Below are 26,356 nucleotides of genomic sequence, written 5' to 3'. Positions count from 1 at the left end.
ATGGCTTTTCAGCAACCCCACCACGACGGTTCAGCTCTATACATGGGAAGTTCGACGCCGAAACTTGGCGAACGCTGCACCCTGCGGTTGCGTGTGCCGCAAGAATGGGGCACTGCCTCGCGGGTGTGGGTGCGCAGCGTCCAGGACGCCGAACCCCGGTACGACGAGGCGAAGGTTGTTGGCGCAACCAACGGCTGGGTGTGGTGGGAGGCGACCATGCTCCACGTCAATCCGGTGGCGCTGTACAGATTTGTCATCGAGGTGGGCGGTACCGAGGCGGACGGGCCCAGCTACTGGCACCTGAACAACGCAGGCCTGCACAACCGCGACACCTCCGACTACAACGACTTCCGGGTCACCACGGCCAACGACGCCCCGGCGTGGTCGCGCGACGCCGTGATGTACCAGGTGTTCCCCGACAGGTTCGCCCGCTCCGCCCAGGCTGCGGACAGGGCCACCCCCGAATGGGCACTGGCCTGCGCCTGGGACACGCCGGTGGAGGGCAGCGGCCCGGATGTGGCCCGGCAGTTTTACGGCGGTGACCTCGACGGCGTCACCGGCAGGCTGGACGAACTGGCGGCGCTTGGCGTCGACATTGTTTATCTGACACCGTTCTTCCCCGGTCGCTCCAACCACCGCTACGACGCCTCAACGTTCATGGAGGTTGACCCGCTGCTGGGCGGCGACGAGGCACTGGTCAGGCTGGTGGAGGCGGTCCACGCCCGCGGCATGAAGGTCATGGGCGACCTCACGGCAAACCACACCGGTGACGCCCACGAGTGGTTCACCCGGGCGCAGGCGGACCCGGCCAGTGTTGAGGCCGGCTTCTTTTACTTCAACGAGGACCACAGCGACTACGAGAGCTGGTGGGGCGTGAAGTCGCTCCCGAAGCTGAACTGGGCCTCGCCCGCCCTGCGCGAAGCGTTCGTCACCGGTGAGGACTCGGTGGTGGCGCACTGGCTCAAGCCCCCGTTCAATCTAGACGGCTGGCGGATCGACGTCGGCAACATGACCGGCCGCCTGGGCGCACAGGACATCAATAAGGAAGTCGCCGCCCTCATCCAGCGGCGGATCCTGGAGATCAACCCGGATGCCCTGCTTCTGGGCGAGGAAACCTCCGACGCCGGTACCGACGTCGACGGCTTCGGCTGGCAGGGCGCCATGACGTACTCCAACTTCACCCGGCCGATGTGGCAGTGGCTGGGCGACCCCAGCGCGCGCGTGGACTTTTTTGGCACCCCGCTGGCGGGCCCCAACAAGGTGGCGGCCGACGTCGTGCTTGCCACGCACAGGGACCTCTCCAGCGCGTTCAGCTGGTCCGTGCGCAATGCCACCATGAATGCGCTCAACACCCATGACACGGCGCGCGCCGCAAGCGTCATGATTCCCGGCGGGCCCGTGGTTGCCGCGGCCATGTCCATGCTGCTGCCTGGAATTCCGGTCATTTTTGCCGGCGACGAGTTTGGCCTGGAGGGCTGGAACGGCGAGGACTCGCGCACGCCCATTCCGTGGGACGAGCCGGAGCGTATTGTCACGGATTTGCGGGCCTCGTACGCGGCCCTGACCCGGCTCCGGCATGACAGCCCCGCCGTCGCTGCCGGCGGCATGCGCTGGCTGATGGCCTACGGCGACGTGCTGGCTTTTGTGCGCGAGTCGGCCCAGGAGTCGCTGCTGGTGATTGCCGTGCGGGCCGATGTTGCCGGTCTTGGCCTTGGCGGGCTGGATGGTGCCGGGCTGGGGCTTGATGCGGCCGGGATTGCCGCCGTCAACGCCGGACCGGCATTCAGCACAGGCGAGCTAAAAAGTTCGACGGCGGGACTGTCCCTGGCCGGGCCCGGCGCCTATGTGTGGCGGCTGCCCGGGATCGACATTCCCGACTGATCCCGTTGCCGGGCCCGGGGGCTGTCCCCGGTCTGGGCGGTCACGGGCCGGGTGGTGCCGGAGTGGGACTGCTGCGGGTGTGCGCCTCCTAGACTGGAGGGGCACACACTGGGAACGACGGAAGGTCTGCAACGGTCATGGCAGGACACGAGCCTGAGCTCTACGAAACATTCGCCGCGGAGCTGCGCAAGTCCCTGCGTGGTGACCAGCTCAGCGCCCGCGCCGACGATCTGCGGAGCCATGCCACCGACCAGGGGCCGGTGACCGACTATCACGAACCCGCCGCCGTCGTCTGGGCCGAAAGCATTGCCGACGTCCAGGCCGTGGTGCGGGCAGCGGCTGCCCACCACGTTCCGCTGGTGGCGCGCGGCGCTGGCACGGGGGTCTCCGGCGGCGCCCACGCCACGGCGGGTTCCGTGGTGCTGGAGCTGACCCGGATGAACAAGATTCTGGAGATCAACGCCGACGATGAGATTGCCCGGGTTGAACCGGGCGTCATCAACGGGGACCTGAATGACGCCGTGGCGGAACACGGGCTCATGTTTGCCCCCGACCCGGCAAGCTTCAAGATCTCAACGATTGGCGGCAACATTGCCACCAACGCGGGCGGGCTGCGCTGCGCCAAATACGGTGTCACCCGGGACGCCGTGCTAGCCCTGGACGTGGTCCTGGCCGACGGCTCCTTGATCCACACCGGCCACAGGACGTTCAAGGGCGTGGCGGGCTACGACCTGACGAGCTTGTTTGTGGGCTCGGAGGGCACGCTCGGCATTGTCGTGGGTGCCACGGTGCGGCTGAAATACCTGCCGGCCATCGTGCGCACCCTGGCGGTGTTCTTCCCGGATGTGCAGTCGGCCGCTGCCGGCGTGCTGGCCCTGGGTGCCGCGCGGGTGCAGCCGTGCATTCTGGAATTGCTGGACGGGCAGGCGTTGCGGGAACTCGACTTCCGCAACGGCAGCAGGCTGTCCGAGCGGGGCAGCGCGCTCCTGCTCATGCAATTCGACGGCCTGGCCGCCGAGCAGGAGGAAACCCTGGCCGCGGCCGCCCTGGCGGAGATTGGCGGCAAGGTCAGCCGCGAGGACCCGGCCGAAGCCCAACGGCTGGTGGATCTGCGGCGCAACAACCGCGGACTGGACGTGGACGCCGAAAACCGGGTGGGGGAGGACGTGGCCGTTCCGCGGTCGCAGCTTGTCCACTACATCACCGCGCTGGAGGAAATGGCCGTCCGCCACGGCGTGAACCTGCAGGTGATTGCCCATGCCGGCGACGGCAACCTGCACCCCACGTTTTCGGTTCCGGGGATGGATGCCATCAGCATCAAGGCACTTAACGACGCCCTGGACGAGTCCATTAACAAGGCGCTTGAGCTGGGCGGCACCATTACCGGCGAACACGGGATCGGGCAGTACAAGCTGCGCTGGCTGCCGCTGGAACAAGCGGAACAGGTGCTTGACCTCCAGCGCAGCATCAAGGCACTGTTCGACACGCAGGGGATACTGAACCCGGGCAAGGCCATCCCGCCTGCTTCCTAGACGCTCTCGCAGCAATGACTACTTTTACGCGAACGCTCTCGCAGCAACTGCCGTGTGTCCAACGGTGCCTGCGAGAGGGTTTGGGATAAAGCTGTAATTGCTGCGATAGCGTCGCCAAAAAACTGACCATTGCTGCGAGAGGGTTGGTGGGGGAGGGGCTATTCGAAGGCGGCGTCGGGGAGGACTCCGCCTTCGAGCATCTTGATGGTGTCCGTGTCGGTGCTGAGCATGATGGCATGTTCATCCCTGCGGTAGCGCAGGATGGTGTCCACATAGGACTGCACGGCCTCCGCCAGGGGCACATTGCGTTCCTCCTGCTGGGACTTGTACCAGCGGTGCTCCAGGACCTCGTGGACCACCTCGGCCGGCTCCAGCTTGCCGCCGAGCTCGCGCGGAATGGACCGCACGATCGGTTCAAAGATGGAGCTGACCCATTGGTGGGCGCTGATTTCCTCGTCCTTGTCCGGCGCCACGTCGTTGCGGAACGAGTCCATGTCGTTCAACAGGCGGCGGGCCTGGTTTTCCTGGGCGTCCAGACCTGTCAGGCGCAGCAGGCGGCGCTGATGGTGTCCGGCGTCGACGACCTTGGGCTGGAGCTGGATGGTGGAGCCGTCGGGCGTGGTCTTGATGGCGTATTCCTCAACATCAAAGCCGAGCTCGTTCAGGCGGCGGATGCGGGCACCCACACGCCAGCGCTCACCCAGTTCGAAGGACTCCTTTTCCGTCAGCTCCGTCCAGAGCCGGCGGTAGCTTTCCATGATGAGTTCGCTGGTGGCCACGGGATCCACCTTTTCCTCAATGAGCCCGCCCTCGAGCAGGTCCATGAGCTCACCGGCGATGTTGACGCGGGCAATTTCCAGGTCGTACTCGCGCTGCCCGGTGGACAGGTCCGGATACAGCTCGCCGGTCTCGGCATCCACCAGGTAGGCGGCAAAGGCGCCGGCGTCACGGCGGAACAAGGTGTTGGACAGGGACACGTCGCCCCAGTAGAAGCCGACCAGGTGCAGGCGGACCAGCAGCAGGGCCTGGGCGTCGATCAGGCGGGTCAGGGTGTCGCGGCGCAGCTTCTGTGAAAACAAGGCGCGGTAGGGCAGCGAGAATTTCAGGTGGCGGGTGACGAGCACGGGGTCCAGGGGCGCGCCGGAGGGTGTGGTGCGGCCGCTGATCACGGCGACCGGCTCCACGCACGGCACGTCGAGGCGGGCCAGCTTGCGCAGCATGTGGTATTCGTGCCGGGCCACGTGCTCGGACGTTTCCTTGATGGCAATGACGGAGCCGTCCATGTGGGCGAACCGGACCACGTGCCGGGAGATGCCGCGGGGCAGGGCGGCCAGGTTGGCGGCGGGCCATTCCTCGAGCGTGATGTGCCAGGGGAGGTCAAGCAGGCCGGGGTCGGCGGTGGCGGCGGTGATGTTCAGCGAGCCCATCACCTGCGGCGGCGGGGCGCTTTGCCGGGGCAGCTTGCCGATCTGTTCAAAATCTGTCGGCTCGTTGTTCCACTTGGCGCCTGGTTGCTCAGTCATAGTACAAATTCTCTCTTAAAAGGAGCGGCGCGGCCGCCTGCTGGAAAATGTCCAACAAGCGGCCGCGCCACAAAAACAATCCGGGAACCCAAACTGAAGCTGGGCCCACGCGAAAGTTGGGCCCACAGCTCCGAGGGCCCCTGAATGAAGACGCGCCAGCGGATTCATTCAGGGAGGAGCTGGGGACTAGACCTCGCGGTTGATCGACTTCTCGCCCAGTCGGGCGCCTGAGGTGGCGTCGAAGAGGTGCACGTGGCCGACCTGCGGGCGGACGTGGATGGTGTCGCCCTTCATCGGTGGGCGGCGGCCGTCGACACGGATAACCATGTCGCGCTCGTTGCCGTCGATGATGGAGTGGCCGTACACGTAAGCGTCGGCACCCAGCTCCTCGACGACGTCGGCCTCAACAGCCAGGCCCTCACCGGTGCCGACAATCTCGAGGTCTTCGGGACGGACACCGATGGTGACGGTGTTGCCTGCGGCTTCGCCGAGGACGGCGCTGGGCACGGGGTAAACCGAGCCACCGAACTTCACACCGCCGTCGACCACGGGCAGTTCCAGCAGGTTCATGGCGGGGGAGCCGATGAAGCCGGCAACGAACACGTTCTGCGGGGCGTCGTAGAGGTTGCGCGGGGTGTCAACCTGCATCAGGAGGCCGTCCTTGAGGACCGCAACGCGGTCACCCATGGTCATGGCCTCGACCTGGTCGTGGGTCACGTAAACGGTGGTGACGCCCAGGCGGCGGGTCAGGGATGCGATCTGCGTACGCGTCTGCACGCGGAGCTTGGCGTCCAAGTTGGAGAGGGGTTCATCCATGAGGAACACCTGCGGGTTGCGCACGATGGCGCGGCCCATGGCAACACGCTGGCGCTGACCACCGGAGAGTGCCTTCGGCTTGCGGTCAAGGTATGCCTCAAGGTCGAGAAGCTTTGCGGCTTCCTTCACGCGGGTGGCGCGCTCTTCCTTGGGGATGCCGGCGATCTTCAGGGCGAAGCCCATGTTGTCGGCGACGGACATGTGCGGGTACAGCGCATAGTTCTGGAAAACCATGGCGATGTCGCGGTCCTTCGGCGGAACGTCCGTGACGTCGCGGTCGCCGATCAGGATGCGGCCGGCGTTGACATCTTCGAGGCCGGCGAGCATGCGCAGTGAGGTGGACTTGCCGCAACCGGAGGGGCCGACAAGAACCAGGAATTCGCCATCGGCGATGTCGATGTTGAGCTTGTCAACAGCAGGCTTGGTGGTTCCCGGGTAGATTCGGGTTGCATTGTCAAAAGTTACTGTAGCCACAGCAATAAATCCCTTCATCGGCAGGTACGTGCCGAACGATCCGTAGTGAATGGTTGTTAATGCAGCAGCCCAAAAACCACCAATGCGGTTGGTGGGCTGTCATATGAAGTATGACACATTTGCCCCGCGGTGCGCATGTTCACCATGATTCGCGTCACATTATTGCGGGCGGCTGCGCTGTGCGGGCTTCGAACAGCAGTTCCAGGAGCTCGGGCAGCGCACTTTCGGCGGGGATGCGGTACGCGGCCGACGTCTCGCCCGGGCCCACCTTGACGCCCAGATCGCCGGGCAGGAGGGCGGCAAAGGCGTGTTCGTCGGTCACGTCGTCACCGGCAAAAAACGTTGCCGTGGCGCCGCTGAAAGTCCGCAGGGCGGCCAGGCTTTCGCCCTTGTTGGCGTTCAGCACGGAAATTTCCAGCACCATCTTGCCCGTGGTGATGTGGAACGCGGGGTCTCCCGCCAGCTCCCGGTTGACAAGGTCGACGGCGGCACGCCCGTCAGCGTCGTCCGCCAACCTGTAGTGCAGGACGACGCCGGCAGGCTTTTGTTCCGCAACCGTCCCCGGGAACGCCGTGGTTGCCCGGGCGACGGCGGCACGCGCTCGGGTGAGTGCGTCCCGTTGGGCTGTGGTCAGTTCGAGCGCGGGGGAGTCGGGCCCCCACCAGGTTTCTGCGCCGTGGCTGCCCACCAGCAATGTCGGTTCCGGAGGGGCGGCGACTGCACGCAGGCTGGCCAGCGCGCGCCCCGACACGAGTGCCGTCGTCGTGCCTTCCAAAGTTGCCAGGGCTGCCAGTGCCGCGGCGGACCGGGGGAGCGGGCGGGCGTCTTCGGCGCGGCTGACGAGCGGGGCCATGGTGCCGTCAAAGTCCAGGGCGAGCAGCAGATGCGGCGTCCCGGCGATGCGGAGGATGGCCTCGTGCAACCCTGCGGGCAGGGTCATACCGGCTCGGCCTCCGTTTGCAGGGTGGAAAGGAAATCCTCGCTCCAGCGCTGGACGTCGTGGGTCAGGATCTGCCGGCGCATGGCGCGCATGCGGCGGCTGGATTCGGCCGGGGAGAGGTTGACGGCGCGCACGATGGTGGACTTGAGGCCGTCGATGTCGTGCGGGTTGACCAGGAGGGCGGACTTGAGCTGGTCGGCGGCACCGGCAAACTCGCTCAGGACAAGGGCGCCGGTGTTGTCGCCGCGGGCCGCGACGTACTCCTTGGCGACAAGGTTCATGCCGTCGCGCAGGGCGGTGACGAGCATGACGTCCGCGGCCAGGTACAGGGCCACCATCTCCTCGACCGGGTAGCTGTGGTGCAGGTAGCGCACGGCCGTGTTTTGGATGGTGTCGTGCTGGCCGTTGATGCGCCCGACGATGCCTTCAACGTCCTCGCGGAGCTGCTTGTACGTTTCCACGCGCTCGCGGCTGGGGCTGGCGACCTGGATCAGGGCGGCGTCTTCAACCTTGATCGTTTTTTCGGTGAGGAGTTCCCCGTAGGCCTTGAGCCGGTGGGTGATGCCCTTGGTGTAGTCGAGCCTGTCCACGCCGAGCAGGATGGTCTTGGGGTTGCCGAGGTCCTCGCGGATTTGCCTGGCCCGGGCAATGACATCCGGATTGCCCGCGAGTTCCTGGATTTGGCCGACGTCGATGGAGATCGGGAACGGTGCGGCACGGGAAATGTGCATGACGTCGCCGTCCGGGTCCTTGGTCTGGACCTGGGAGGCCTTGACGCCGGCGCCGACAAAGCGGCGGGCCGAACGCAGGAAGTTGGCGGTGTCGCTGGCGCGCTGGAAGCCGACCAGGTCGGCTTCGAGCAACCCGGAGACGATCTCCTTGCGCCAGGGCAGCTGGGCAAAGATCTCCGGGGGCGGGAAGGGGATGTGGTTGAAGAAGCCGATCCGCAGGTCGGGCCGCAGCTGGCGCAGGTAGCGCGGAACGAGCTGCAGCTGGTAGTCCTGCACCCAGACAGTGGCGCCCTGGGCGGCGGTGTTGGCCGCGGCCTGGGCGAAGCGCTGGTTGACGGTGCGGTAGGCGTCCCACCAGGTGCGGTGGAATTCCGGCGGGGCAATGACGTCGTGGTACAGCGGCCAGAGGGTCGAGTTGGAAAAGCCCTCGTAGTACAAGGCCACCTCTTCTTCGGACAGGGCAACGGGGACAAGGTCCATGTTGTCGAGGTGGAAGGGTTCCAGGACTTCGTCGGGGGCGCCGTGCCAGCCAACCCAGGCGCCGCCTCGGCTTGCCATGACGGGGGCCAAAGCGGTGACGAGACCTCCGGGGGAGCGCCGCCAGCCGTCGTCGGACTCTTCCTTGGGGACCCTGTCCACGGGAAGCCGGTTGGACACGACAATGAAGTCTGAATTGCCAGGGTGGAGGGCGGGTTTACCGGTCGATTCTTTAGGCACGTGCAACTCCCATGGGTAGATCTCGGCTTTGTGCCAGCTTAGCTTGCGGGGTGTAATCCGTGTCATGTGGAGGTAATGCATTGCGCGCGGGGTGCCGGCGGCCAGCTTTGGGCGTTCTCCAAGGTTCCTCCCCTAGGATGGTCAAGAAGTTGCCGGTAAACGGCCTTTTTTCATGTCCAAAGACTCGAGGAACTATGAGCCCCACAAACGAACCGCGGTTGACCAAGGCTGAACGCACGGCACAGGCCCGGGCACAGGCAAAGATTATTCGTGATGCCCAGCTGAAAAAGGAAAAGCGCAACAGCTGGCTGATCCGCGGCGGTGTTTTGGTTGCGGCCGTGGCCGTGGTTGTCATTATCGCCTTGATTGTCATCAACACGCAGAAGGCCAACGAGCCGATTGCCGACACCGGCGCGGTGCCTGCCAATGCAAACTCGTACGGCGGCGTGACGGTGGGCAAGGGCGGTGCCGTAATTGCCCCGACAACCACGGAAACGACAGTGGACATCAACGCGGTTCCGCCGATGCCGACGGCGGCGCCCACCTCGGTGGCGGCGCCCGACAAGATAGGTGTCAAGGCGTCAGCGTCCGGCGAGCCCGCCCAGGTGGTGCTTTACCTGGACTTCATGTGCCCGGCCTGCAACTCCTTTGAGACGAACTACGGCCCCGCGCTGGACAAGCTGCGCGACGAAGACAAGATCACTGTCGAGTACCGTCCGCTGCCGTTCCTTGACCGCTTCTCCTCCGGGACGAACTACTCCTCACGGTCGGCCGCCGCGGCTGCCTGCGTGGTGGACCAGTCACCCGAGAAGTACAAGGCATTCGTCGACTCCCTGTACAAGAACCAGCCTGCGGAAAACAGCAAGGGCCTGGACAATGCGACGCTGGGGAAGCTGGCCACCGAGGCTGGCGCGGCGGACATCAGCAGCTGTGTTGATGCCAAGACGTACCGCCCGTACGTTGCCTACACGGGAGCCGTAGGCTCCTCGGCCGGCGTCAATGCCACGCCCACTGTCTTTGTTGACGGGCAGCAGTGGATGCCGGAGCAAGTCAAGGACTTCAGCACCTTCCTAAACACCGTGGTGGATGCCAAGAAGTAGGCATTTGCCCTGATGATGCCGGCCCCTCCCACCGCGTGGCGGTGGGAGGGGCCGGTTTTCATTTTCCGCGGGGGGTACGGTAGCCTTGTCTAGCGCTTGATTGCGTTTGCCTCCTTAGCTCAGCTGGCCAGAGCACCGCTCTTGTAAAGCGGGGGTCATCAGTTCGAATCTGATAGGGGGCCCAAAAAGCCCGGATTTACAGGGATTTTGGATGTGAGAATGGCCCCGAAAGGGGCCATTCGTCCTTAACTCTCCACAAACTCTCCAGATTAACTCTCCATTATCGTTATTTGCCGCTAGTTTCCGCTGTTTTTGGAGGGTCTTCAGGCGGCTCAGTTTCCTTCGAAACTGGAGACTCCTCAGTCTCCGGCTGTGGGACTGGTGCTGCCGATTCGGGGACTGGTTCCTCCGTGTGTGGAGCCGGTCCGTCAGCTGTTTGGGAATGTTCATGCGGTGGTTGGGCTTTTCGAGATTTGCGTTTCGGCTTGAACGCGTCAATGGCGGCCCTGGTGTCCAAAGCCCCGCGGCGCTCTTCAATGTAGTGTTCCTGCGTCATGGCCACCTTTGAATGGCCGGCCTGGTAGGCGGCTGCCTCCGGGCCCATGGTCCTGGCGATGATGGTCGAATTGGTTTTCCTGAAGGTTTTCAGTGTCACCCAGTCGTAGCCAATGTCGTCGGATGCCACGCGCCAGATTTTTCCCACGTTGTTTGCATCCATCACGGTGCCGGTGGAGGACGGATAGATCAGTCCGAGCGGGTTGGGCATTGCTGATTTTGTTTGTCGGAGGCGGCGTTTGCGAAGCTGCTTGACGTGGAAGTCGGGGACCGTGAGCTGGCGGATGCTGTGCTTGGTTTTTGGATGGTCCTGGATTCTGACTCCGCCAACGGTTGTCCTGATGACAGTGGTGTGGACGAAGATGATGGGCGGGCTGGCTTCCAGATCGAGGTCTTCCCATAGCAGTGAGAAGAGCTCACCGGGCCGGACACCCAGAGCGACCATGCCATCCGAGAATTCGTGGAGTTCCTGCGAACGCGGCCGGCCGAGCCTCGGAGTTTTTTCCCACGCAATGAGCTTCTTCCGCAGGTCCTGATACTGCACTGGATCCAGAGCCTGCGGTTTCTTCGTCCGAAGCCGGGGTATTGATACTCCAAGGACCGGATTGACGGTGACGGCGTCGTGGCGCAGGGCAACCTTGAACATCCAAGAGAGCACGGCGCCACAAGTTCGGGCCGTGGATGGCCCCGAGTCCTCGACAATCGAGCGAATGAAGTGGTCAATAAGGCCCGAGGTTGCCTCACCAATTCTGACAGAGCCGATCCTGGGGGAGATGTACTTCTTCACACAATAGGCGTATTTGTCCTTGGTCCGTGCAGCCCTGTCGGACGCTTCCAGATCGACGAGAAATATCTCAATGAGGCGGTCGATCTTGTCCGTATTGGTGACCAAACCGAATCGTGGGGTCTTGCGGTTGGCAAGCTTTTGTTGCAATTCTCGGCGGGCGGCAGCCGCGGATGGGCCCCGGGCCTGCACCCGGCGGACTTTTCCATCCATGTCACGGTATCGGGTCTCCGCGAGCCACGTCTTGGCTGACGAGCGTTTAGTGTGGATGGATCCCCATGCACCGAGGGGGAGGGGTTGTCTACTCATCTGATGGGCTCCTTGTCATAGCAGTCAAGTCTCCGATTGGAGTGAAATCCAGGCATTGAGATCCGCCCGGCTAACGCGCACATGCCGCCCAATCTTGTAAGCGTGTGGACCAATTCCCCGCGAACGCCACTGGTAAAAGGTTGGCAACGGGATCTGCAGCTCACGGCAGATCTCGGTCGGGGACAGCCACTCTTCAGCGAAGCCTTGGGTGGTTATTGAATCAGCTGGCTGATCGTTCATTGGGGTCTCCTTAATTGTGCGGCATTCATCATTCCATGGCATATACCCATCAAAGTTGCATGACTATGGGTGGGGACTCAGGAGAGTTTGAGCGTTGAGCGGCATCCGCAATTGACTGATTTTCAGCTGACCGGGTCAACTTGTTGCTGTAGATTGATCCGGATTCGGGCTACAGTTGCGCAGCGTTGACGAGCCTCAATAGATCCAAGATTTCCATGGGCAGGCCGATGATCAGCGGCTATAGGGTCACTGCAGTTCAAAGACGGATGGGATTATCAACAGCTCGCTCAACGGAGATGCAGAGCATGCACTTACACATTGGGTCGTGAGCAGTTGCTGTTTCGCAGAGGCAGCAAACCCTCTGGTGGCTTGTCGCACTCAATATCCGAGACGATACTTAAGAGAGCCACAAGATTTGGATTGGAGAGAGATGGCGGACCAGGACACCCCGAGCTCATCCCAGGGACCAGGACTCACGCCGCAAAGTGAGCTTTCCCGAAGGCTTGAGCTTCTTCTGGACGCTGCTGTCGCTGAGCGTGGGCAGCGGGTGAGTTTTCGGGAAATCAGTGGCGCACTGGCAGCCCGGGGCGTGAAGATCTCGAGGGCGCGGTGGTCTTACATCAAGGATGGCAAGGGGCGGCTGATCCAGGACAGGCCGTTGCTGACGGCCCTGGCTGACTATTTCAACGTACGCCCTGATTACCTGTTGTTTGTCGAGGACATGGAAACTCCCGAAGTCGAGTGGGACCAGCGCGAATCTATCCATTCATTGCGGGCGGCCACGGTGAAGTCATTCGTAGATCAAACGCTGGGGGAAGTTTCACCACTGGCGATAGAGTCCATCACCGACTATCTCAATCGAGTTCGTCCTTTGCCTCCTGGGGCAGAGACCGTTGGTGATTGCGAAGATAGTCCTGATGAGCCGCCAGTAGTACCGTGATCCGGTGGTCATCGACGGAATAGCGGGGGGATCTGCCGTGCCGGCGCCCCTGAACGATGTCCACGATGAGGACGCCGGTCTTTTCGAGGGCGATCAGGTGCTGGGCAACGCTTGCTTCACCGGCACTGACGGCGTCCACAATATCGCCACGCGGTACTGGGCCGTGTTCCTCCAAGAACCGAATGATTTCGTTGCGCCCACGATTGCCGAAAGCCTCAACATAGGCTTCCACGTCGTTTGTCCAAGCCAAATCTACCGGGTGCGTGATCTTAGGCATGTCCCTATTCTGCCCCACTTATCCACAGATTTACATAGACCCCGTTGACATGAGCAAATCGTGTGATGACACTAGTTAATATCATCTTTCGGATTCTGGCACCCGTGCTGGAAGCCATTTAGGCCGCAACGCCGTCGCTCCATTCGGGCGGCGCAGGGGCTGACCCCATAGTGTGCAGTTTTTCTTGAACGAAGACGACGATGGTCACTTATGCATCAGCTCGAACGGCCCACCGCACAGACCAACTCCCGGCGGATTTCAAGCCGGACTTAGCAGTCAATCACGGTGTCATCCGCGGCGAGGACGTCATGACCGCAGTGGACGATATCTCCCAGTCTGTTCGTTCACGTCTGGCTCGGGCGGGGTGCCCCAACGAACTGGACGACGTACTTCAGGACATTCGCATTGCAGTGTGGTCTGGCGTGTCGCGGGGACGGTACCAGCCGCTGCCTGGCGTCCGTTTCGGGGCCTGGGTCCAGGGCATTGCCAAAAACGTTTGCACAGCTCACATCGCCAAGGCATCCGCCCACTACACCGTTCCCCTGTTCACGGATGAATCCGAGGACCATCCCTCCTTCGATCGGCCGCAGGAAGTCGTGGCCGAGCCTGCCGGGGTTGCCGATCGGGAATGGGCCCTGAATGTCCTGAAGCTGACACGGCTGTGTGCCGGCGAAGAAGCCTGGGGCTCAGCAATGTTCCTACTTTTGGATGATTATGACGACAGCGACGGGACAGCAACCGCCGTTGTTGACCGTGCAGACACCCCGGCCTATCGCAGAGTGCGCAGGGATTTGAAATTTGTGCGCCAAATGGCCATCACGGTGAAAAACGCGCTGGCCGTGGTGGACTCGGACGATGGAAATAGGGATGGGATGGCCATGAGCGCCTCGAAGTGCCTGCCCACCGAGCTGCACCGCGCCATCGCAGAAACACTCGTTGTTCCCAGGTTGGGCGGAGCGGAAAGGGTTGCTGCCCTCCGCGTCATAGCGGCCAAGACCAACGTCACGCCCCGGTACGTCGCCGTGCAGACCGGACGCGCCAGGGATCTGTACAAGGCGGCTCTGAGAGTCCTTCGGATGTCGCAACCGACGCAGGCCATGACCCGATAGTCCCAAAGCCAAGAACGTGGCTGCACCCAGCGCTCCTGCGCCGTACCGGGCAATCCGGGACAGACCGGGACAGCTAGCACTAGGCGGTTGGGACGCGCACGACGGAGTGTACTGGCTTGGGACGCCGCCGTAGATCCGGTGCGGCTGGGTCATATGCCGTTGCCTCCTTGGCTGCATGGACGGGGAAAGGAGGTCTCCAATGTATGGAGCTTCAGCATGGAAAAGCCACCTACCTCGTTCCCGGCGGCAGTGGTTCCTAATCGCATTACTGGGAGCCTTGGCGGCCGTGGTCATCGCGTTGTTTTTGCCACCAGGCACAAGCACATCCCAACGGGCCGCGAGTGTTCCGATATCCCCGCCCCAGGCAAACCAGAGCGCAGCAGGGCCGGGTCCTGCCGTCGCAGGGATCATAGCGCCGTTTGATGTGGCGGTGTCGCCGGGGGAGCCGCAGACACTGGATTTCAAAGCGTATGCCGAGGACACCGCCCGCGCGCTGTACACCTGGGACACACGGGCCTCAAGCTATACACAGGCCTATGCGCATGTGCGCAGCTGGTGGGTCGTCCTGCCTGATGGTTCGAACCCGCTCACCGTGTATACGCAGGAGTTCGAGGGAACCGGCATCAACTCGGCGGCATTCGCTCAACTCTCCGCTTATGGGGCGTACCGGACGGCAGCAGTAGTCCAGTCCAGTTGCGACAAGACGCTCGCGCAATTTCGGGACCACCCGGCCCCGTGGGTTGGGCTGCATGTCTGCACCATGACGGTCAGCGTCACCGACCGCTCCACGGCGGATCCCCACAAGACGGCTTACCGTGTTCCGGTCAGTGTCATGGTGAACTGCCCGCCGGCGGCGACGGCTCCGGCAGATCGTTGCGCACTGGCCGGCTTTTATACCTCGGCCAGCAGAATCGTCTACTGATGCCCGCGGCAGCCCTGGTCACGATCGCGAAAGCGCGACTTATCAAGCGAGTACTTGCTGCGCTGGTCGTGGTCGTCCCCGTGGGGATGGCCGCTCTGCTCGGCGGCACCAGCATCCTTGTCGCCCAGATAGCGGGCACAAGCACGCCCTGCGCGTCGGCACCCCAGGAATCGGCGTTCGTCGGACCGGCATTGCAACCAGCAGTGCCGCTGAGCAACAGCGTTGGGAGCCTGGCTGTTCCGGGGCCCGACGGCGTTCCCCTGACATTTGACCCCGAGCAGCAAAGCATCGCCGGAAGCTTTCTGTCGGTGGGGGCATCCCTGAGCATTCCGGAGAGGGGGATCCAGATTGCCATCATGGTCGCTCTCCAAGAGTCCGGGCTCAGGATGCTGGCCAATCCTGCCGTCCCTGAGTCGTTGAGCATGCCCCATGATGGTCTGGGTTATGACCATGATTCCCTCGGGTCAGCCCAGCAACGTGCCAGCGCAGGGTGGGGGACCGTCCAGGAGCTCATGACTGCCTCCTACAATGCCGAAGCGTTCTTTGGTGGTCCGCGGGGGCCCAACCAGGGGTCCCCTCGCGGGCTTCTGGACATTCCGGGTTGGACGTCGATGGGTCTGGGCGAGGCAGCCCAGGCTGTGCAGGTGTCCGCGTTCCCGGAGCTCTATGACCGCTGGGCGCCCACGGCCCTGGCCGTCATGGCGTCCGTCAACGGGACGGGTACCCCGCAAACCTGCCTGCAAGCGTCCCCGTCGGAGGACCCGTCGTCACCGCCGCTACCGGCGGACTTGAGCGCGACTCGGCAAGCCATTCTCCACTATGCCCAGGAAGGCGTGGGCGGCAGTTATGTGTGGGGCGGCACGGAGTACAAAGCGTGGGACTGTTCAGGCTACGTGCAATGGATCTACACCCAGGTAGGGATTGCGCTGCCCCGAACGGAACAGTGGCTGGCAGGGCAGCCCACGGCCGCGCCGCAGCCAGGAGATCTGGTGGTCCAGAACCCGGATGGGCCGAACCACTGGGGTCATGTCGGTATTTACGCGGGGGCAGGGATGATGTATAGCGCCTTGAACCCCTCGACGGGCACGCTGCTCCACCCCGTGAGCTGGAATCCCGGATCACAATACTTCACCCTTCTCGGACCTGTACCGACCGACTAATGTTCGACGGCGAACGCAGGTCATACGGCTTGGCTGCGGGGGTCCATGGAAGTGAAGAAGCAAACGCAAGGTCTGCCTCTACCATCCGGATGGAGTAGTGTCATGAATTTCGCGCCAGTGGACCCCGGAATCGTCCCCAACGGAGATTTCCCTTTCTTGGACTCCCTCAAACAGATCGGTGGAGGAATCCTGGTCGGCGCCTTCATCGTCATCGCCATAGTCGCCATCATCGGTGCCGCCATGCTGTTGGCCGGCAAACTCAGCCAATCATCCCGGCTGGCCTCAGGGGGCGGGATGATCCTGCTGTGGACCGGCCCCATCGCCGCGATCCTAGGCGGGATCAACGGCTACATCCTGTGGTCACAGACCGCCTTCCAACTCGGGTTCTGAGCTGTTGTCATGCCAGCGCTGGAGTGCACCTTCGGGGGATGGTGGCCCCTGGGCTGCGGCATCGTGTCCGCGGCCAAAGACACCGTCACTTCAAGCATTAACGGCTTCTTTGCCGGAATCTTGGAGAGCATTGCCTCCTGGCTGTGGTCCTTCATCTCCGGAGCGTTCGGTGTCTCCAACGTCGATGATTCCCAGTGGACAGCGGTCCAAGGACTGACGAGCTGGTGGATCGTGGTCATGATGACACCGTTGGTGGCCGTCATGATCCTGCAACTAGTCTCGGGCCTCATCTCACAACAACCACGCCGGATCTGGCGGGCACTGATCGGCGGTGCCGTTGCCGTCCCCGTCGTCGGCGGTGCCGTGTATCTGATGCAGGCCCTGACCCATGTCAGCGACAGCGCCTCGACAGCACTGCTGGCCACGATGGGATCTGACCCGTACGTGGTCTTCATGCGACTCTTTGGCTTCCAACGAGGCCCGGCTGGGTCCGGTCAGGCGTGGATTGTCAGCCCGATAGGCGGGCAGGCCACGACAGGGGACCAAGTCACCGGCACCATCGTCGTGACGGTCTTGGCAACCCTCATTGTCTGGGTCCTGGCGTTCATCCTGATGTGCTCGATGATTTTCCGCTCGTTCGCCCTGATCGTGCTGGCAGCGGTCGCCCCGGTCGCCCTGATGCTGATGCCGTGGGAGAAGACCAAGTCCTGGGCAGGGCGGTGGTGCGAGCTCGTCGTTGCCCTGCTGCTCGCGAAACCGCTAGCCGCGACTGTTCTGGCCGTGGCCGTCAAGCTGTACGCCAATTCCACCTCCTTTGCCGGGATGGCTGCCGGCGCTGTGGGCATGACCCTGGCTTGTGCGGCACCGCTGATGGCTCTGAAACTTGTCGGCTTTGCCGGTGGTGAACTAGCAGCAGCGGCACAAACTGCTGGTGGAGGCCACCTTGCTCACACCGGGGCAAACTTTGCCGGGCGACAGCTGGGGCAACAGCTCCGCGGGCACCACATGCTCACATCCGGCAGCAGCATGAAAAGCCCCAAGGTGGTGCCATCAAGTGGCAAACCGGAGACGCTTCCAGTGAAGAAGCCAGCCGATTCCGGGTCGACATCCTCGCCCGAGAAACCCAAGATCCAGCAACGCACGGGTGCGGCGGCGACGCCGCAGGCTCCGACCACACAATCTCCTTCCGCGCCGGGTCCAGACCAGACGTCGGCGACCCCAACTCCAGGGCGAGGACCGAAATCTGGACAGCCCCGCGCGCCCCAGCCACCGCCGACGGGGAACCCCACTCCGGCGGGAAAGAACACGCCGGCTCCACCGCAGCAGACCAGTCCCGGCGTGCCGCGCCCAGGAGCCAGCCCTCCGAGTCCTGGCACCACACGGCCTGGCCCAGCATCTGGGCCCAAGCCACGGCCACCGGCGTCCCGGCCCAACAACCCACCCATCAGACCACCCCACACTGGAGGACATCATGACTGAGAACAGCAACGCCCTGCAACCGGTGAGCTTTCCCCGGCACGAACGCCGCGGCGTCATCGTGGGGTTGCAGTGGTACCAACTCGCCCTCGCCGGAGGAGGGGTCCTTATCGCAGGCGTGTCCTCGGCCATCGGTGGCCCAGCCGGATTCTTGGGCTCCAGCCCGGCCTGGATCTTCCTGTTACTCTTTGGTGTCCTGCAATATGCGAGAACCCCGTATCCCCTCTGGGCGCTGACCGGGACCCGGTTCATTGTCCGGAAGCTGACCGGGCAAACCACCTATTTCCTGCCCACCGAGGAACCTATCCCGGTCGGTACTCTGGTTCTTCCCGGCGGGCTCGCGTCCCTGGCCATCCACCGAACTGTCTACGGTGAGTGCTTCATTGTGGACGCCCAAGCCCACGAGGCCTTCGCCGTCCTGCGCTGCCGTGCCGGAGCTTTCGCGCTGCTCGATGATGACGACAAGGCTTACGCAGTCCAGGGCTGGTCCCGAGTGCAGGCCGCCCTGGCCAAGCGGCCCGTCGTAGCCAGGATTGCCATCCAGGACCACACGGTCCAGTTTCCTGCCACTGCCCTCCAAGACTATTACGACCAGCAAGTGACCTCCCGAGGCGGAGAAACCCCCGCCACCGGCTGGGGTGACAGCTCCTACAAGGACCTCATCGCTGCGGCCGGGACTGCATCGAGCCATGACATTCTCCTGACACTGGTGTTGAACTCCGCCAAAGCTCGGCGTCGTATACACGACGCCGGCGGCGGGGCCCTCGGACTGGAACACACGTTGCGTTCAGAAATCAATGCTCTGCGTACCGGGCTCAAAACTCACGGGGTGATCGTGGAGGAATGGCTCGGCGACAGAAGGTTCTCCGCGATCCTGCGCGGAGCGTTTGACCCGGCGTCGGTCATGCGCACCTCCCAGAGGTCGGGAGACTTCAAGGGCGTGGACCCGAGCCAAAGCGGCCCCATGGCCTTGGAAGAACACTGGTCCTACATTCGCACCGACAGTGGCTTCCACCAGACCTTCTGGATCGCGGAATGGCCCCGCCAAAAGGTCTTCCCAGGATTCCTGCACCCGCTGGTCTACGTCGGCGGCTTCCGGCACACCGTCACCCAGATCATCAAGGCCATCCCCACCGACCAAGCACTCAAGGACATCCGATCGGCCCAGGAAGCCCATGAGACCAGACGGCGGATCAACAGCAAGTTTGACCGCCCCACCACACGTGAGCAACGGGCGGAGGAAGAAGAAGTCCACCAGCGCGAGGAAGAAATCGTCTCAGGACACGGTGACGTCCGCCCTTCCGCGTACGTCACCATCACCGCGGACTCGCTGGAAGAACTCTCCAGCCACCGGCAGGAACTCGAATCAGCAGCCGCCAGCGCCTTTGTCGATCTGCGGCTGCTCGTGGGTGAGCAATGGCCGGCCTTCATCGCCGGGGGACTACCTCTGGGAAGGGGACTGAAATGAAAACCACCCAGCAGGCCTTCGCCTTCATACCAAGCAACGAGTCCCGCAGCGCCAAGCGAGAACGCCGGGCGCTGCAGGAGAAAGCCGTCGCCGGTCGACAGGACCCCTTCTGGAAGAAGCTGGGACTGTTGGCCGGCGACGAGGAAGGACCCGCCACTCCAAACCCGCAGCCGTTTGGCCCGCATTCTCTCAAGGGCCCGCACCGGCTGCACCCGGCCCCTCATCGGGCCTCCACCATGACCTTCGCCGCTGCCTATCCCTTCATCACCGAATCCGGGCTCGGTCACGAAGGGACTTATATCGGAAGCGATGTTTTCGGCTCCGGCGCCTTCTCCTACGATCCCTGGGTCCTCTACGACAAGGGCGTCATCAGCGGCCCCTCCATCGTGATCATCGGAACCGTGGGGACCGGGAAATCTATGTGCGCGAAGTCCCTCGTCGCCCGATCCATCACGCTGGGACGCAAAGCCGCCGTCGCCTCCGATCCGAAAGGGGAATGGGTGTCGGTGGCGAACGCTGTTGGCGGCAAGGTCATATCCGTAGGCCCTGGCCGGTCCGCCAGAGTCAACCCGCTGGACGCCGGTCCACGCTCCCGGGATCTGTCGAACGCGCAGTGGCAGGCCGTGGTCCGGCAACGACGCCGGCAGCTGCTGGTAGCCCTCGTCTCCCTGATGCGACAGGGGGTACCGATGCATCCGGTCGAACATACTGCCCTAGATATGGCGTTGACCGAGGCGGTTGCCGCCAATGAGACACCGACACTGCCCATGGTCTTGGAATACCTACTTAACCCCTCGAAGGAGACTCGGGAACTTGTTGGGCCTGATGGTGGCCGGGCCGTCGCCCATTCCTTACGGCGCACCGTGTCAGGGGACCTGGAGGGGATGTTTGATGCACCCTCGACGGTCGCCTTTGACGCCGATGCGCCGATGATGGTCATGGATACCTCGGCCCTGATCGGCGCCTCGCAACAGGCGCTCTCCCTGGCCGCCGCCTGCGGGGCTACGTGGCTGGAAGCGGCGATCACCAATCCCGACGGCGGGAAGCGCATCGTGGTCTACGACGAGGGCTGGCGTATGCTGGCCGACCCTTACATGTTGGTGAAAATGAGCGAGCAGTGGCGGCTGGCTCGTACCTATGGCATCTCGAACTTGTTGATCATGCACAAGGTCGCGGATCTGAATGAGATTGGCGACAGCACCAGCGGGCACCGCCAAAAAGCGCTCGGCCTGCTTACCGAAGCGGATACCCGGATCATCTACCGTCAAAAGCACGACTCGATGAGCCTGACCAAGGACGCGCTCGGCCTTACCGAGGCTGAATGCGGCCAGGTGGAGGAACTGCCCAAGGGTGTCGGGTTGTGGAAGGTCGGCAACCGTTCCTTTATAGTCGCCAACGAGGTCACCAGCGATGAACTCAAGGTCTTCAGTACCGATCACCGGATGATGCCATGAGTATCGTGCACGCAGACTCCACACCCCTGATCACTGTCGGCCTGTTGTGCGCGGCGGGGTATGTCGGATTTAGCGGCCTGACAGCTGGGGCCGCGAACGTGGTTTCCCAATGGAAGTGTGGGCAGGGGTTGAGCGGCCCGCCCAGTCCGGTGGCCGCCGTCGGATTATTCACCGGGGATTTTTCCGACATCGGACAGGCGCCACAGGGCTGTGAGCTGGGCGTCGGTACCGTCTGGGTACTGCTCGGCCCGGTGCTGGTCCTGCTGCTGGTGGCAGTCTTGTTTGCCTTTTTCCTATGGCGGAGCTGGCGTCAATCAGGGGCGTGGCTGCGTCAAGACATCCTCGGCCGAGACGGCATGGCCCAGCGGGCCGAAGTGGTACGCGAGTTCGGCCGGCGCGCGGCACTGAAACGAGGCAGGATCACCCGCCCTGGACTGAAACACCCCAGCCTGTCTGACGTGTCCTGGACCTTGGGCGCCTCGCGCGGCACAAAGGTTCACGTCTCGACCGAGGAATCCATGGTCATCCAAGGTGCCCCGCGCTCCGGCAAGGGACTCTTTGTTGTCATCAATGCCATCTTGGATGCACCGGGTGCGGTGGTGACGACCTCCACCCGTGCCGACAACCTGGCCGTCACCATGAAAGCCCGGGCCACCGGCGGGCGCCCCGTGACGGTCTTTGACCCGCAAGGCATGTCCGGACTGACATCCACGCTGCGGTGGTCTCCGGTACGCGGTTGTGAGGACCCGGACGTGGCTGTCCGGCGGGCACTGGTCATTTCGGCGGATTCGAAAATGAGCGGCGAAAACGCCGCCTGGCAGAAGCGGGCACAAATCGTCCTGCAATGCCTGCTGCACGCCGCAGCCCTCTCAGGCGAAGGTATCCAGGCCTTCCGTCGATGGTCATCGAACCCCACTTTGGCCACCGAAGCCTTGGACATCCTGCATGGGCCACGGGCAGCGTTGGGCTGGCATTCGGATCTGATGGGCATCCTTGAAGACGACCCTCGCAACACGTCAAACTCCTGGATCGGTGTTTCCGCTGCCGTGGCACCCCTGTCCTCACCGCGAGTGCTCGCGGCCCTGGACCCGGTGAACCGTGGGGACGAATTTGATCCTCAGGCCTTCATTCGTGACCGCGGGACCCTGTACCTGATTGGCACTAAGTCAGGGGCGGCAGCCGCGGGACCATACCTCTCTGCTTTGATTGATGACATTGAAGCTGCAGCCAGGGACATGGCCTTCACCGCCCCGGGCGGCAGGCTGGATCCGCCCCTGTCCCTGATTCTGGATGAAATCGCGAACCTCTCGCCCTGGCCCGGGCTTCCGATTGTGCTCTCCGACGGCGGCGGCATTGGGATATCCACCATGGTCGTACTCCAATCCCTCTCCCAGGCACGCTCGGGCTGGTCGATCGAGGAAGCCTCCACCATTTGGGAATCGGCCATCATCAAGGTCATTTTCGGCGGTGGCTCGGACGAGCGGGATCTGCGTGATCTGGCGTCCTTGCTGGGGGAGCGGCGGCATACCTACAGGACCCACTCCTGGTCGTCCCAGGGCCGGCAGGAAGGCGAGCAGATCCGCGATCTGCCCGTCATTGCCCTGCACGAAATTCGGCGCCTGCCCGCAGGGACGGCACTGATGCTGGGCCGCCGCACGCGCCCGATCCTGTTGGACCTGCGTGGCTGGCACCAACGCCGCGATGCGGCCGCACTGGGTCGCTCCAAGATTGAGGCAGAGGACGCCCTCGCCAGGGGCCATGTTCGCCACCAAATCGTGGAGGTCGAGATCCGTGATGAATCCGTTTGATGACGACGAAGCCGCGGACAGGCTCTTCGGTGACCTCGCCACGGGCGAGCTCCTCGAAAGGCCACCTGGTGGTTCGATGGAGCCCACCTACAGGTGGCGGGATCTTGACCGGGTGAGCGCACCCAAGGCGTGGAGGGCATTGAGCGGGTGGGTGTCCTGGTTCGTGGCCACGTACCGGCTGACGACCTCGGTCGTCCCGGATTGCTGGTGGCGGCACCCGGAACTCGTCGCCGAGCTATACGCCCTGCAAAAAGCTGAACTGGCCTCCTACACGCCAACAGATCCTGGATTCGGGCCGCTCGGGTTCCACGAACGGCTGCCCCCGGCCATCGAACGACTGAGGCTGGAAACCAGGACCATTGGCTGCGTGGGACTCCAAGTCCACCGGGAAACCCGCCTCCGGCTACTGCCCACCGATGCCCCGGAGTTTCTGACATGGACCACCGAACCGCACCAAATGCCACCCGGAAATTCAGGCGACGCCGGTCATGTAGTTGAGGGCAGTTCAGGCCATGGATAAGTATCACCGCAAACACGGAGATAACTCTTAGAAGTAAGGGAGGCGGCCGCCGTGGCCCCTGCAACAAGCGAACACCCGGACAACAAGGAGGAAGTGGGCCAGCACAATGCCGGCCCACGTCCGAGTAATGACGACCGGTTGGCCGGGCTGACCCAGCAACTGCAGACCCAGTTGGAGAACGCCATATCCACGCCAGGACGCTGGCACATGCTCCTGGACACCTCGGCGACCCTGTGGCGATACTCCGGCGGCAACATCGCCCTGCTCATAGCTCAAATGGCGGAACGCGGGCAACAGTTGCCACTCTTGGTGGCAGGTTTTCGCGAGTGGGAACGACACGGCCGTTATGTACTCAAGGGCGAGCACGCACTGTGGGTCCTCGCGCCACGGACAGCAACCAAAAACACGGATGCGGACCAATCTACCGACGCTGAGCCTGCACCTTCCCATAAAATACAGCTCGACGACTACTCCAAGGACGCCGAACGCCGCAAGATTGTTGGATGGCGGGCCCAAGCAGTCTTCGATGTGTCCCAAACTGAAGGGCAACCGATCTACATTCCACGGCCCAAGGTGGATGTTGGAACTTCCCCCAAGGGTCTGTGGGAGGCGTTGGTGAAATTCGCGCGGAACCAAGGATTCATTGTTGAGCAATCGATGGGTCAATACGGCCTTGCGAGCGGATACACGGACTTCGCTGGCCGCAAGATCCACATTGGCGTCTGGCTGGACCGAGAAGAACGACTGTCCGTCCTAGCCCATGAACTCGGCCACGTCTGCCTCCACGGCCCCGAAGACAAACTCGGGAAGCTCTACGGAAGCAGTCTGGAGCACCGTGGCCTGGCCGAAGTTGAAGCCGAATCCGTCGCCTACACGGTGTTGCTAGCTCATGGCATCGATCACAGCGCCCAATCAGGCAGCTACCTCGCAGGATGGGCCGACCAAGTCTTGGCCGTTGAACACTCCCAACTGTCGGGTCCACCGAACGGGAAGAAACCGGCCAGCAGGCTCGAGATCGCCCGCTCCACCCTCGCCCGAGTAACATCTGCCAGCCGCTCCATCCTAGAAGTCACACAGCCACACAACATGGGCGGCAAACCCGCCACGCCCGGCGTGGCCGTCGCTAACGAACGAGGCGACCTCACAGGTCCAGTAGCCGGCCACCGAACTATAGGTACCTCTCCGAAGATCGACGCGTCATAAGCCAAGCAAGCCACCCGTCCGGGCATACCGGCCGGGACCAAGAAAGGTAGGGAAAGAAAATGGGCACCAGAATCCCAGTCAGCATCCACGGCAACCTCGTCGCCGATCCGGAACTCTCCTACGGGGAGTCCGGCATCGCCCACGCGAAGCTGCGCGTCGCCGTCAACCAGCGCTTCCAAGCAGCCGACGGCAGTTGGCGTGACGGCACCCCCGTCTTCCACAACGTCTCAGCATTCAGGGCACTGGCCGAGAATGTCTCACGTTCCATGAGGAAGGGAGACCCTGTCACCGTTACCGGCGACCTGGAATTCAGGTCCTATGAGAAGGACGGCGCCCAGCACGAGGCCCGACGCATTGTTGCTGAAGTCGTCGGCCCAGACCTGCGGTTTGGGACAACCTCCTACGAGCGGACACCCAAACCGATCCCTACGGTAACCAGTGGAAACCCGGAACATGCCATATCCGAGCCTAGGATTGAAAATGGTTCGGGTTGGGTACCGACAATGCCATCCACATCTCCATTGGCGGGTGGCGCCAGCTCCAACGGTCTGCAAATGTGATTCCGAAATGGGCAGTGGCTATTCGACTGACAGTAGTAAGACAACTTGCACGTCATCAGCCTTAGCCGCCGCAACGGCAATGGACTAGTGGCTCGTCGAAATATGGGATTAGCCTGCCGCCTACAATAAGGATCGCTATGATGTGTCTTGTAACTAACCGCGGATCGCCCGCTGATTCAGCCTGCGAGTTTCGAGACTTAGTTACGAGAATCGCCGGTCGCAGACGAACTCGCACGCCTCCGCTAATATTCGAGGGCTGTCGCCGTAGCGATCTCCTCATTGGTGAGGCGTCTCGTATCCCTAGGGATACGAGACTGCACTGGGCGGGAACAGGCACACCGCTACTAGGCGATTATCGAGCCATTTTTGGGGTCTTACAAGTTCCGGCAATTACTAAGGAGTCATCGAAGATGCCTGGAACGTCGAGTGATCGAGCGGCCACCGGGCGAAACCCTAAATAATTTTGCGCTTCAATGTGACCGGTGGTTGATGGTTCAGTTGTCGGGCTGATGGTCAAAGGTGATCACAGCACCAACGAACTGTCATCCTGAACGATAGCTCGACAATCTCAAACCATAGTCTCGCTCGGCGTCGGCTTGAAATTCATTGATAGTGGTGCGAACGAAAATAGGACAAGAGGAACAGACTCTCCACTGACAAAACGGTGGAGAAACTTCAGCTAGCATGCTTAGATGCAACCACTTGAAGTCTACTTAGACGAGGGCGCCCTCGATGGCAAAGCGCGTCTCCCCTCCGCTTGCGCAGTGGTTGTAGGCGATGCCTCGTCGGTTACAAAGCAAATAGAAAACTTGATCCACGAACTAATGCTGGAGCCAGCATTCCGACTTGAACCCGGCGCCGCACGGTTCGAAGAAATTGGTTTCCACCATGTGGAAGACAATTTTTACGCAAAGGAGCGCTTCAAATCTTTGTTGCCAAAATTGGATTTTGAATGGTGGTGCTCCTCGAATCTCGGGGCAGGGCACGATCCATACGAAATATTGCCAGATCAATTTTGCTGGATTGTTACAGGAATTCTCCAAAAATATCCGGGGCGAAATATTAAATTTATATTTGAACAAAATGAAAAATTAAAAGCGAATTATCCAGTCATAATTCAATCAGCCGTTGCTGCGGCGAGGACATCTCCCGACTTAGTTACATTTTCTGTTGGGTCAAAACTTGATCGAATCCTATCGATTGCTGACTATTGCATCGCCATCGCTAGTGGAATAACAAAGATATGGATGGAAGCATGTTGTAAGCCAAGTTCTTTGAACAAAATGTTTCAATATCGGAATTTTGCCGCAATTGAACCGCTATGTTCAATACTTTTTGCGGCCAACCTTCAAAAGAGTATTTCTAATAGGGCGACCCGGCTGTCAGACCACAGCTTTTTTGAAATGGCCGGCGTCCATATTTCTTCCTGTGGCCAAATAGCGGATCATAAGATACAATCTTGAACTG

At 62.3% G+C, this 26,356-nt stretch carries 22 protein-coding genes and 1 tRNA gene; 16 read left to right on the top strand and 7 right to left on the bottom strand.

What is annotated here, in order from left to right; all coding sequences use genetic code 11:
- Together AC1L6K_RS20325 and AC1L6K_RS20320 are read left to right on the top strand one after the other, a co-directional pair.
- A complete protein-coding gene (locus tag AC1L6K_RS20325) occupies positions 1 to 1,881 on the top strand; it encodes a glycoside hydrolase family 13 protein (protein ID WP_480950630.1) in 1,881 nt (626 codons plus the stop codon).
- A gap of 137 nt (positions 1,882 to 2,018) precedes the next feature.
- Positions 2,019 to 3,413, top strand: coding sequence for an FAD-binding oxidoreductase (locus tag AC1L6K_RS20320; protein WP_480950629.1), 1,395 nt, complete (start codon positions 2,019 to 2,021; stop codon positions 3,411 to 3,413).
- 158 nt (positions 3,414 to 3,571) lie between these two features.
- Here the strand turns inward: AC1L6K_RS20320 and AC1L6K_RS20315 are convergent, their stop codons facing one another.
- The 4 genes from AC1L6K_RS20315 to AC1L6K_RS20300 all read right to left on the bottom strand — a co-directional run bounded on the left by AC1L6K_RS20315 (position 3,572) and on the right by AC1L6K_RS20300 (position 8,614).
- Positions 3,572 to 4,936: a DUF4032 domain-containing protein gene (locus AC1L6K_RS20315; protein ID WP_480950628.1), complete on the bottom strand. Its 1,365-nt coding sequence runs from the start codon at positions 4,934 to 4,936 to the stop codon at positions 3,572 to 3,574.
- Positions 4,937 to 5,122: 186 nt separating this feature from the next.
- Positions 5,123 to 6,226: an ABC transporter ATP-binding protein gene (locus AC1L6K_RS20310; RefSeq protein ID WP_480950627.1), complete on the bottom strand. Its 1,104-nt coding sequence runs from the start codon at positions 6,224 to 6,226 to the stop codon at positions 5,123 to 5,125.
- A 154-nt stretch (positions 6,227 to 6,380) separates the two neighbouring features.
- Complete coding sequence (otsB, locus tag AC1L6K_RS20305; protein WP_480950626.1) at positions 6,381 to 7,166, bottom strand: trehalose-phosphatase; 786 nt, start codon at positions 7,164 to 7,166, stop codon at positions 6,381 to 6,383.
- Complete coding sequence (locus AC1L6K_RS20300; protein WP_480950625.1) at positions 7,163 to 8,614, bottom strand: alpha,alpha-trehalose-phosphate synthase (UDP-forming); 1,452 nt, start codon at positions 8,612 to 8,614, stop codon at positions 7,163 to 7,165. Before AC1L6K_RS20300 ends, otsB begins: the two co-directional genes overlap by 4 nt.
- A 194-nt stretch (positions 8,615 to 8,808) precedes the next feature.
- On the opposite strand from AC1L6K_RS20300, the gene AC1L6K_RS20295 reads away from it, so the two are divergent.
- Positions 8,809 to 9,714, top strand: a complete 906-nt coding sequence (locus AC1L6K_RS20295) for a DsbA family protein (RefSeq protein WP_480950624.1) — start codon at positions 8,809 to 8,811, stop codon at positions 9,712 to 9,714.
- 108 nt (positions 9,715 to 9,822) lie between these two features.
- A tRNA-Thr gene (locus AC1L6K_RS20290) sits at positions 9,823 to 9,896 on the top strand.
- Between the two features lie 104 nt (positions 9,897 to 10,000).
- On the opposite strand, the gene AC1L6K_RS20285 is transcribed toward AC1L6K_RS20290, so the two are convergent.
- From AC1L6K_RS20285 to AC1L6K_RS20275, 3 genes are all read right to left on the bottom strand, one after another.
- Positions 10,001 to 11,362: a tyrosine-type recombinase/integrase gene (locus tag AC1L6K_RS20285; protein WP_480950623.1), complete on the bottom strand. Its 1,362-nt coding sequence runs from the start codon at positions 11,360 to 11,362 to the stop codon at positions 10,001 to 10,003.
- Positions 11,363 to 11,386: 24 nt separating this feature from the next.
- Positions 11,387 to 11,602 carry a helix-turn-helix domain-containing protein gene (locus tag AC1L6K_RS20280; protein WP_480950622.1) on the bottom strand — a complete coding sequence of 72 codons (216 nt, stop codon included), beginning with the start codon at positions 11,600 to 11,602 and terminating at the stop codon, positions 11,387 to 11,389.
- 854 nt (positions 11,603 to 12,456) lie between these two features.
- A complete protein-coding gene (locus AC1L6K_RS20275; protein ID WP_480950621.1) occupies positions 12,457 to 12,819 on the bottom strand; it encodes an ArsR/SmtB family transcription factor in 363 nt (120 codons plus the stop codon).
- A gap of 308 nt (positions 12,820 to 13,127) precedes the next feature.
- Here AC1L6K_RS20275 and AC1L6K_RS20270 point away from each other — a divergent pair, with 308 nt between their 5' ends.
- From AC1L6K_RS20270 to AC1L6K_RS20215, 12 genes are all read left to right on the top strand, one after another.
- Positions 13,128 to 13,928: a sigma factor gene (locus tag AC1L6K_RS20270; RefSeq protein WP_480950620.1), complete on the top strand. Its 801-nt coding sequence runs from the start codon at positions 13,128 to 13,130 to the stop codon at positions 13,926 to 13,928.
- A gap of 430 nt (positions 13,929 to 14,358) precedes the next feature.
- The gene (locus tag AC1L6K_RS20265; RefSeq protein WP_480950619.1) at positions 14,359 to 14,850 is read left to right on the top strand and encodes a hypothetical protein; all 492 of its coding nucleotides are present in this window, start codon (positions 14,359 to 14,361) and stop codon (positions 14,848 to 14,850) included.
- The gene (locus AC1L6K_RS20260) at positions 14,850 to 16,010 is read left to right on the top strand and encodes a C40 family peptidase (protein ID WP_480950618.1); all 1,161 of its coding nucleotides are present in this window, start codon (positions 14,850 to 14,852) and stop codon (positions 16,008 to 16,010) included. The genes AC1L6K_RS20265 and AC1L6K_RS20260 overlap by 1 nt, the downstream gene beginning before the upstream one ends.
- Positions 16,011 to 16,112: 102 nt before the next feature.
- Positions 16,113 to 16,400, top strand: a complete 288-nt coding sequence (locus AC1L6K_RS20255; protein WP_343317534.1) for a hypothetical protein — start codon at positions 16,113 to 16,115, stop codon at positions 16,398 to 16,400.
- Positions 16,401 to 16,409: 9 nt separating this feature from the next.
- On the top strand, positions 16,410 to 17,879 hold the full coding sequence (locus tag AC1L6K_RS20250; protein WP_480950617.1) for a type IV secretion system protein: 1,470 nt from the start codon (positions 16,410 to 16,412) through the stop codon (positions 17,877 to 17,879).
- Positions 17,872 to 19,344, top strand: coding sequence for an SCO6880 family protein (locus AC1L6K_RS20245; protein WP_480950616.1), 1,473 nt, complete (start codon positions 17,872 to 17,874; stop codon positions 19,342 to 19,344). The genes AC1L6K_RS20250 and AC1L6K_RS20245 overlap by 8 nt, the downstream gene beginning before the upstream one ends.
- The gene (locus tag AC1L6K_RS20240; protein WP_480950615.1) at positions 19,341 to 20,798 is read left to right on the top strand and encodes an ATP-binding protein; all 1,458 of its coding nucleotides are present in this window, start codon (positions 19,341 to 19,343) and stop codon (positions 20,796 to 20,798) included. The genes AC1L6K_RS20245 and AC1L6K_RS20240 overlap by 4 nt, the downstream gene beginning before the upstream one ends.
- On the top strand, positions 20,795 to 22,606 hold the full coding sequence (locus AC1L6K_RS20235; RefSeq protein ID WP_480950614.1) for a type IV secretory system conjugative DNA transfer family protein: 1,812 nt from the start codon (positions 20,795 to 20,797) through the stop codon (positions 22,604 to 22,606). The genes AC1L6K_RS20240 and AC1L6K_RS20235 overlap by 4 nt, the downstream gene beginning before the upstream one ends.
- Positions 22,593 to 23,126 carry a hypothetical protein gene (locus AC1L6K_RS20230; RefSeq protein ID WP_480950613.1) on the top strand — a complete coding sequence of 178 codons (534 nt, stop codon included), beginning with the start codon at positions 22,593 to 22,595 and terminating at the stop codon, positions 23,124 to 23,126. The genes AC1L6K_RS20235 and AC1L6K_RS20230 overlap by 14 nt, the downstream gene beginning before the upstream one ends.
- A gap of 93 nt (positions 23,127 to 23,219) precedes the next feature.
- Positions 23,220 to 24,329, top strand: coding sequence for an ArdC-like ssDNA-binding domain-containing protein (locus AC1L6K_RS20225; RefSeq protein ID WP_480950612.1), 1,110 nt, complete (start codon positions 23,220 to 23,222; stop codon positions 24,327 to 24,329).
- 59 nt (positions 24,330 to 24,388) lie between these two features.
- Entirely contained in the window at positions 24,389 to 24,889 is a 501-nt protein-coding gene (locus AC1L6K_RS20220; RefSeq protein ID WP_480950611.1) for a single-stranded DNA-binding protein, read from the top strand.
- A gap of 692 nt (positions 24,890 to 25,581) precedes the next feature.
- Positions 25,582 to 26,352 carry a hypothetical protein gene (locus AC1L6K_RS20215; protein ID WP_480950610.1) on the top strand — a complete coding sequence of 257 codons (771 nt, stop codon included), beginning with the start codon at positions 25,582 to 25,584 and terminating at the stop codon, positions 26,350 to 26,352.
- The last annotated feature ends 4 nt before the right edge of the window (positions 26,353 to 26,356 follow it).

This window comes from Specibacter sp. BI4 (assembly GCF_056680095.1).
This window is presented reverse-complemented; position numbering and strand designations above follow the sequence as displayed.

Excerpts from the sequence above, each read along its gene's own strand:
- AC1L6K_RS20325 (WP_480950630.1), top strand. The coding sequence starts at position 1 with ATGGCTTTTCAGCAACCCCACCACGACGGTTCAGCTCTATACATGGGA.
- AC1L6K_RS20320 (WP_480950629.1), top strand. The coding sequence starts at position 2,019 with ATGGCAGGACACGAGCCTGAGCTCTACGAAACATTCGCCGCGGAGCTG.
- AC1L6K_RS20315 (WP_480950628.1), bottom strand. The coding sequence starts at position 4,936 with ATGACTGAGCAACCAGGCGCCAAGTGGAACAACGAGCCGACAGATTTT.
- otsB (WP_480950626.1), bottom strand. The coding sequence starts at position 7,166 with ATGACCCTGCCCGCAGGGTTGCACGAGGCCATCCTCCGCATCGCCGGG.
- AC1L6K_RS20295 (WP_480950624.1), top strand. The coding sequence starts at position 8,809 with ATGAGCCCCACAAACGAACCGCGGTTGACCAAGGCTGAACGCACGGCA.
- AC1L6K_RS20285 (WP_480950623.1), bottom strand. The coding sequence starts at position 11,362 with ATGAGTAGACAACCCCTCCCCCTCGGTGCATGGGGATCCATCCACACT.
- AC1L6K_RS20280 (WP_480950622.1), bottom strand. The coding sequence starts at position 11,602 with ATGAACGATCAGCCAGCTGATTCAATAACCACCCAAGGCTTCGCTGAA.
- AC1L6K_RS20275 (WP_480950621.1), bottom strand. The coding sequence starts at position 12,819 with ATGCCTAAGATCACGCACCCGGTAGATTTGGCTTGGACAAACGACGTG.
- AC1L6K_RS20270 (WP_480950620.1), top strand. The coding sequence starts at position 13,128 with ATGACCGCAGTGGACGATATCTCCCAGTCTGTTCGTTCACGTCTGGCT.
- AC1L6K_RS20260 (WP_480950618.1), top strand. The coding sequence starts at position 14,850 with ATGCCCGCGGCAGCCCTGGTCACGATCGCGAAAGCGCGACTTATCAAG.
- AC1L6K_RS20255 (WP_343317534.1), top strand. The coding sequence starts at position 16,113 with ATGAATTTCGCGCCAGTGGACCCCGGAATCGTCCCCAACGGAGATTTC.
- AC1L6K_RS20250 (WP_480950617.1), top strand. The coding sequence starts at position 16,410 with ATGCCAGCGCTGGAGTGCACCTTCGGGGGATGGTGGCCCCTGGGCTGC.
- AC1L6K_RS20245 (WP_480950616.1), top strand. The coding sequence starts at position 17,872 with ATGACTGAGAACAGCAACGCCCTGCAACCGGTGAGCTTTCCCCGGCAC.
- AC1L6K_RS20240 (WP_480950615.1), top strand. The coding sequence starts at position 19,341 with ATGAAAACCACCCAGCAGGCCTTCGCCTTCATACCAAGCAACGAGTCC.
- AC1L6K_RS20235 (WP_480950614.1), top strand. The coding sequence starts at position 20,795 with ATGAGTATCGTGCACGCAGACTCCACACCCCTGATCACTGTCGGCCTG.
- AC1L6K_RS20230 (WP_480950613.1), top strand. The coding sequence starts at position 22,593 with ATGAATCCGTTTGATGACGACGAAGCCGCGGACAGGCTCTTCGGTGAC.
- AC1L6K_RS20220 (WP_480950611.1), top strand. The coding sequence starts at position 24,389 with ATGGGCACCAGAATCCCAGTCAGCATCCACGGCAACCTCGTCGCCGAT.
- AC1L6K_RS20215 (WP_480950610.1), top strand. The coding sequence starts at position 25,582 with ATGCAACCACTTGAAGTCTACTTAGACGAGGGCGCCCTCGATGGCAAA.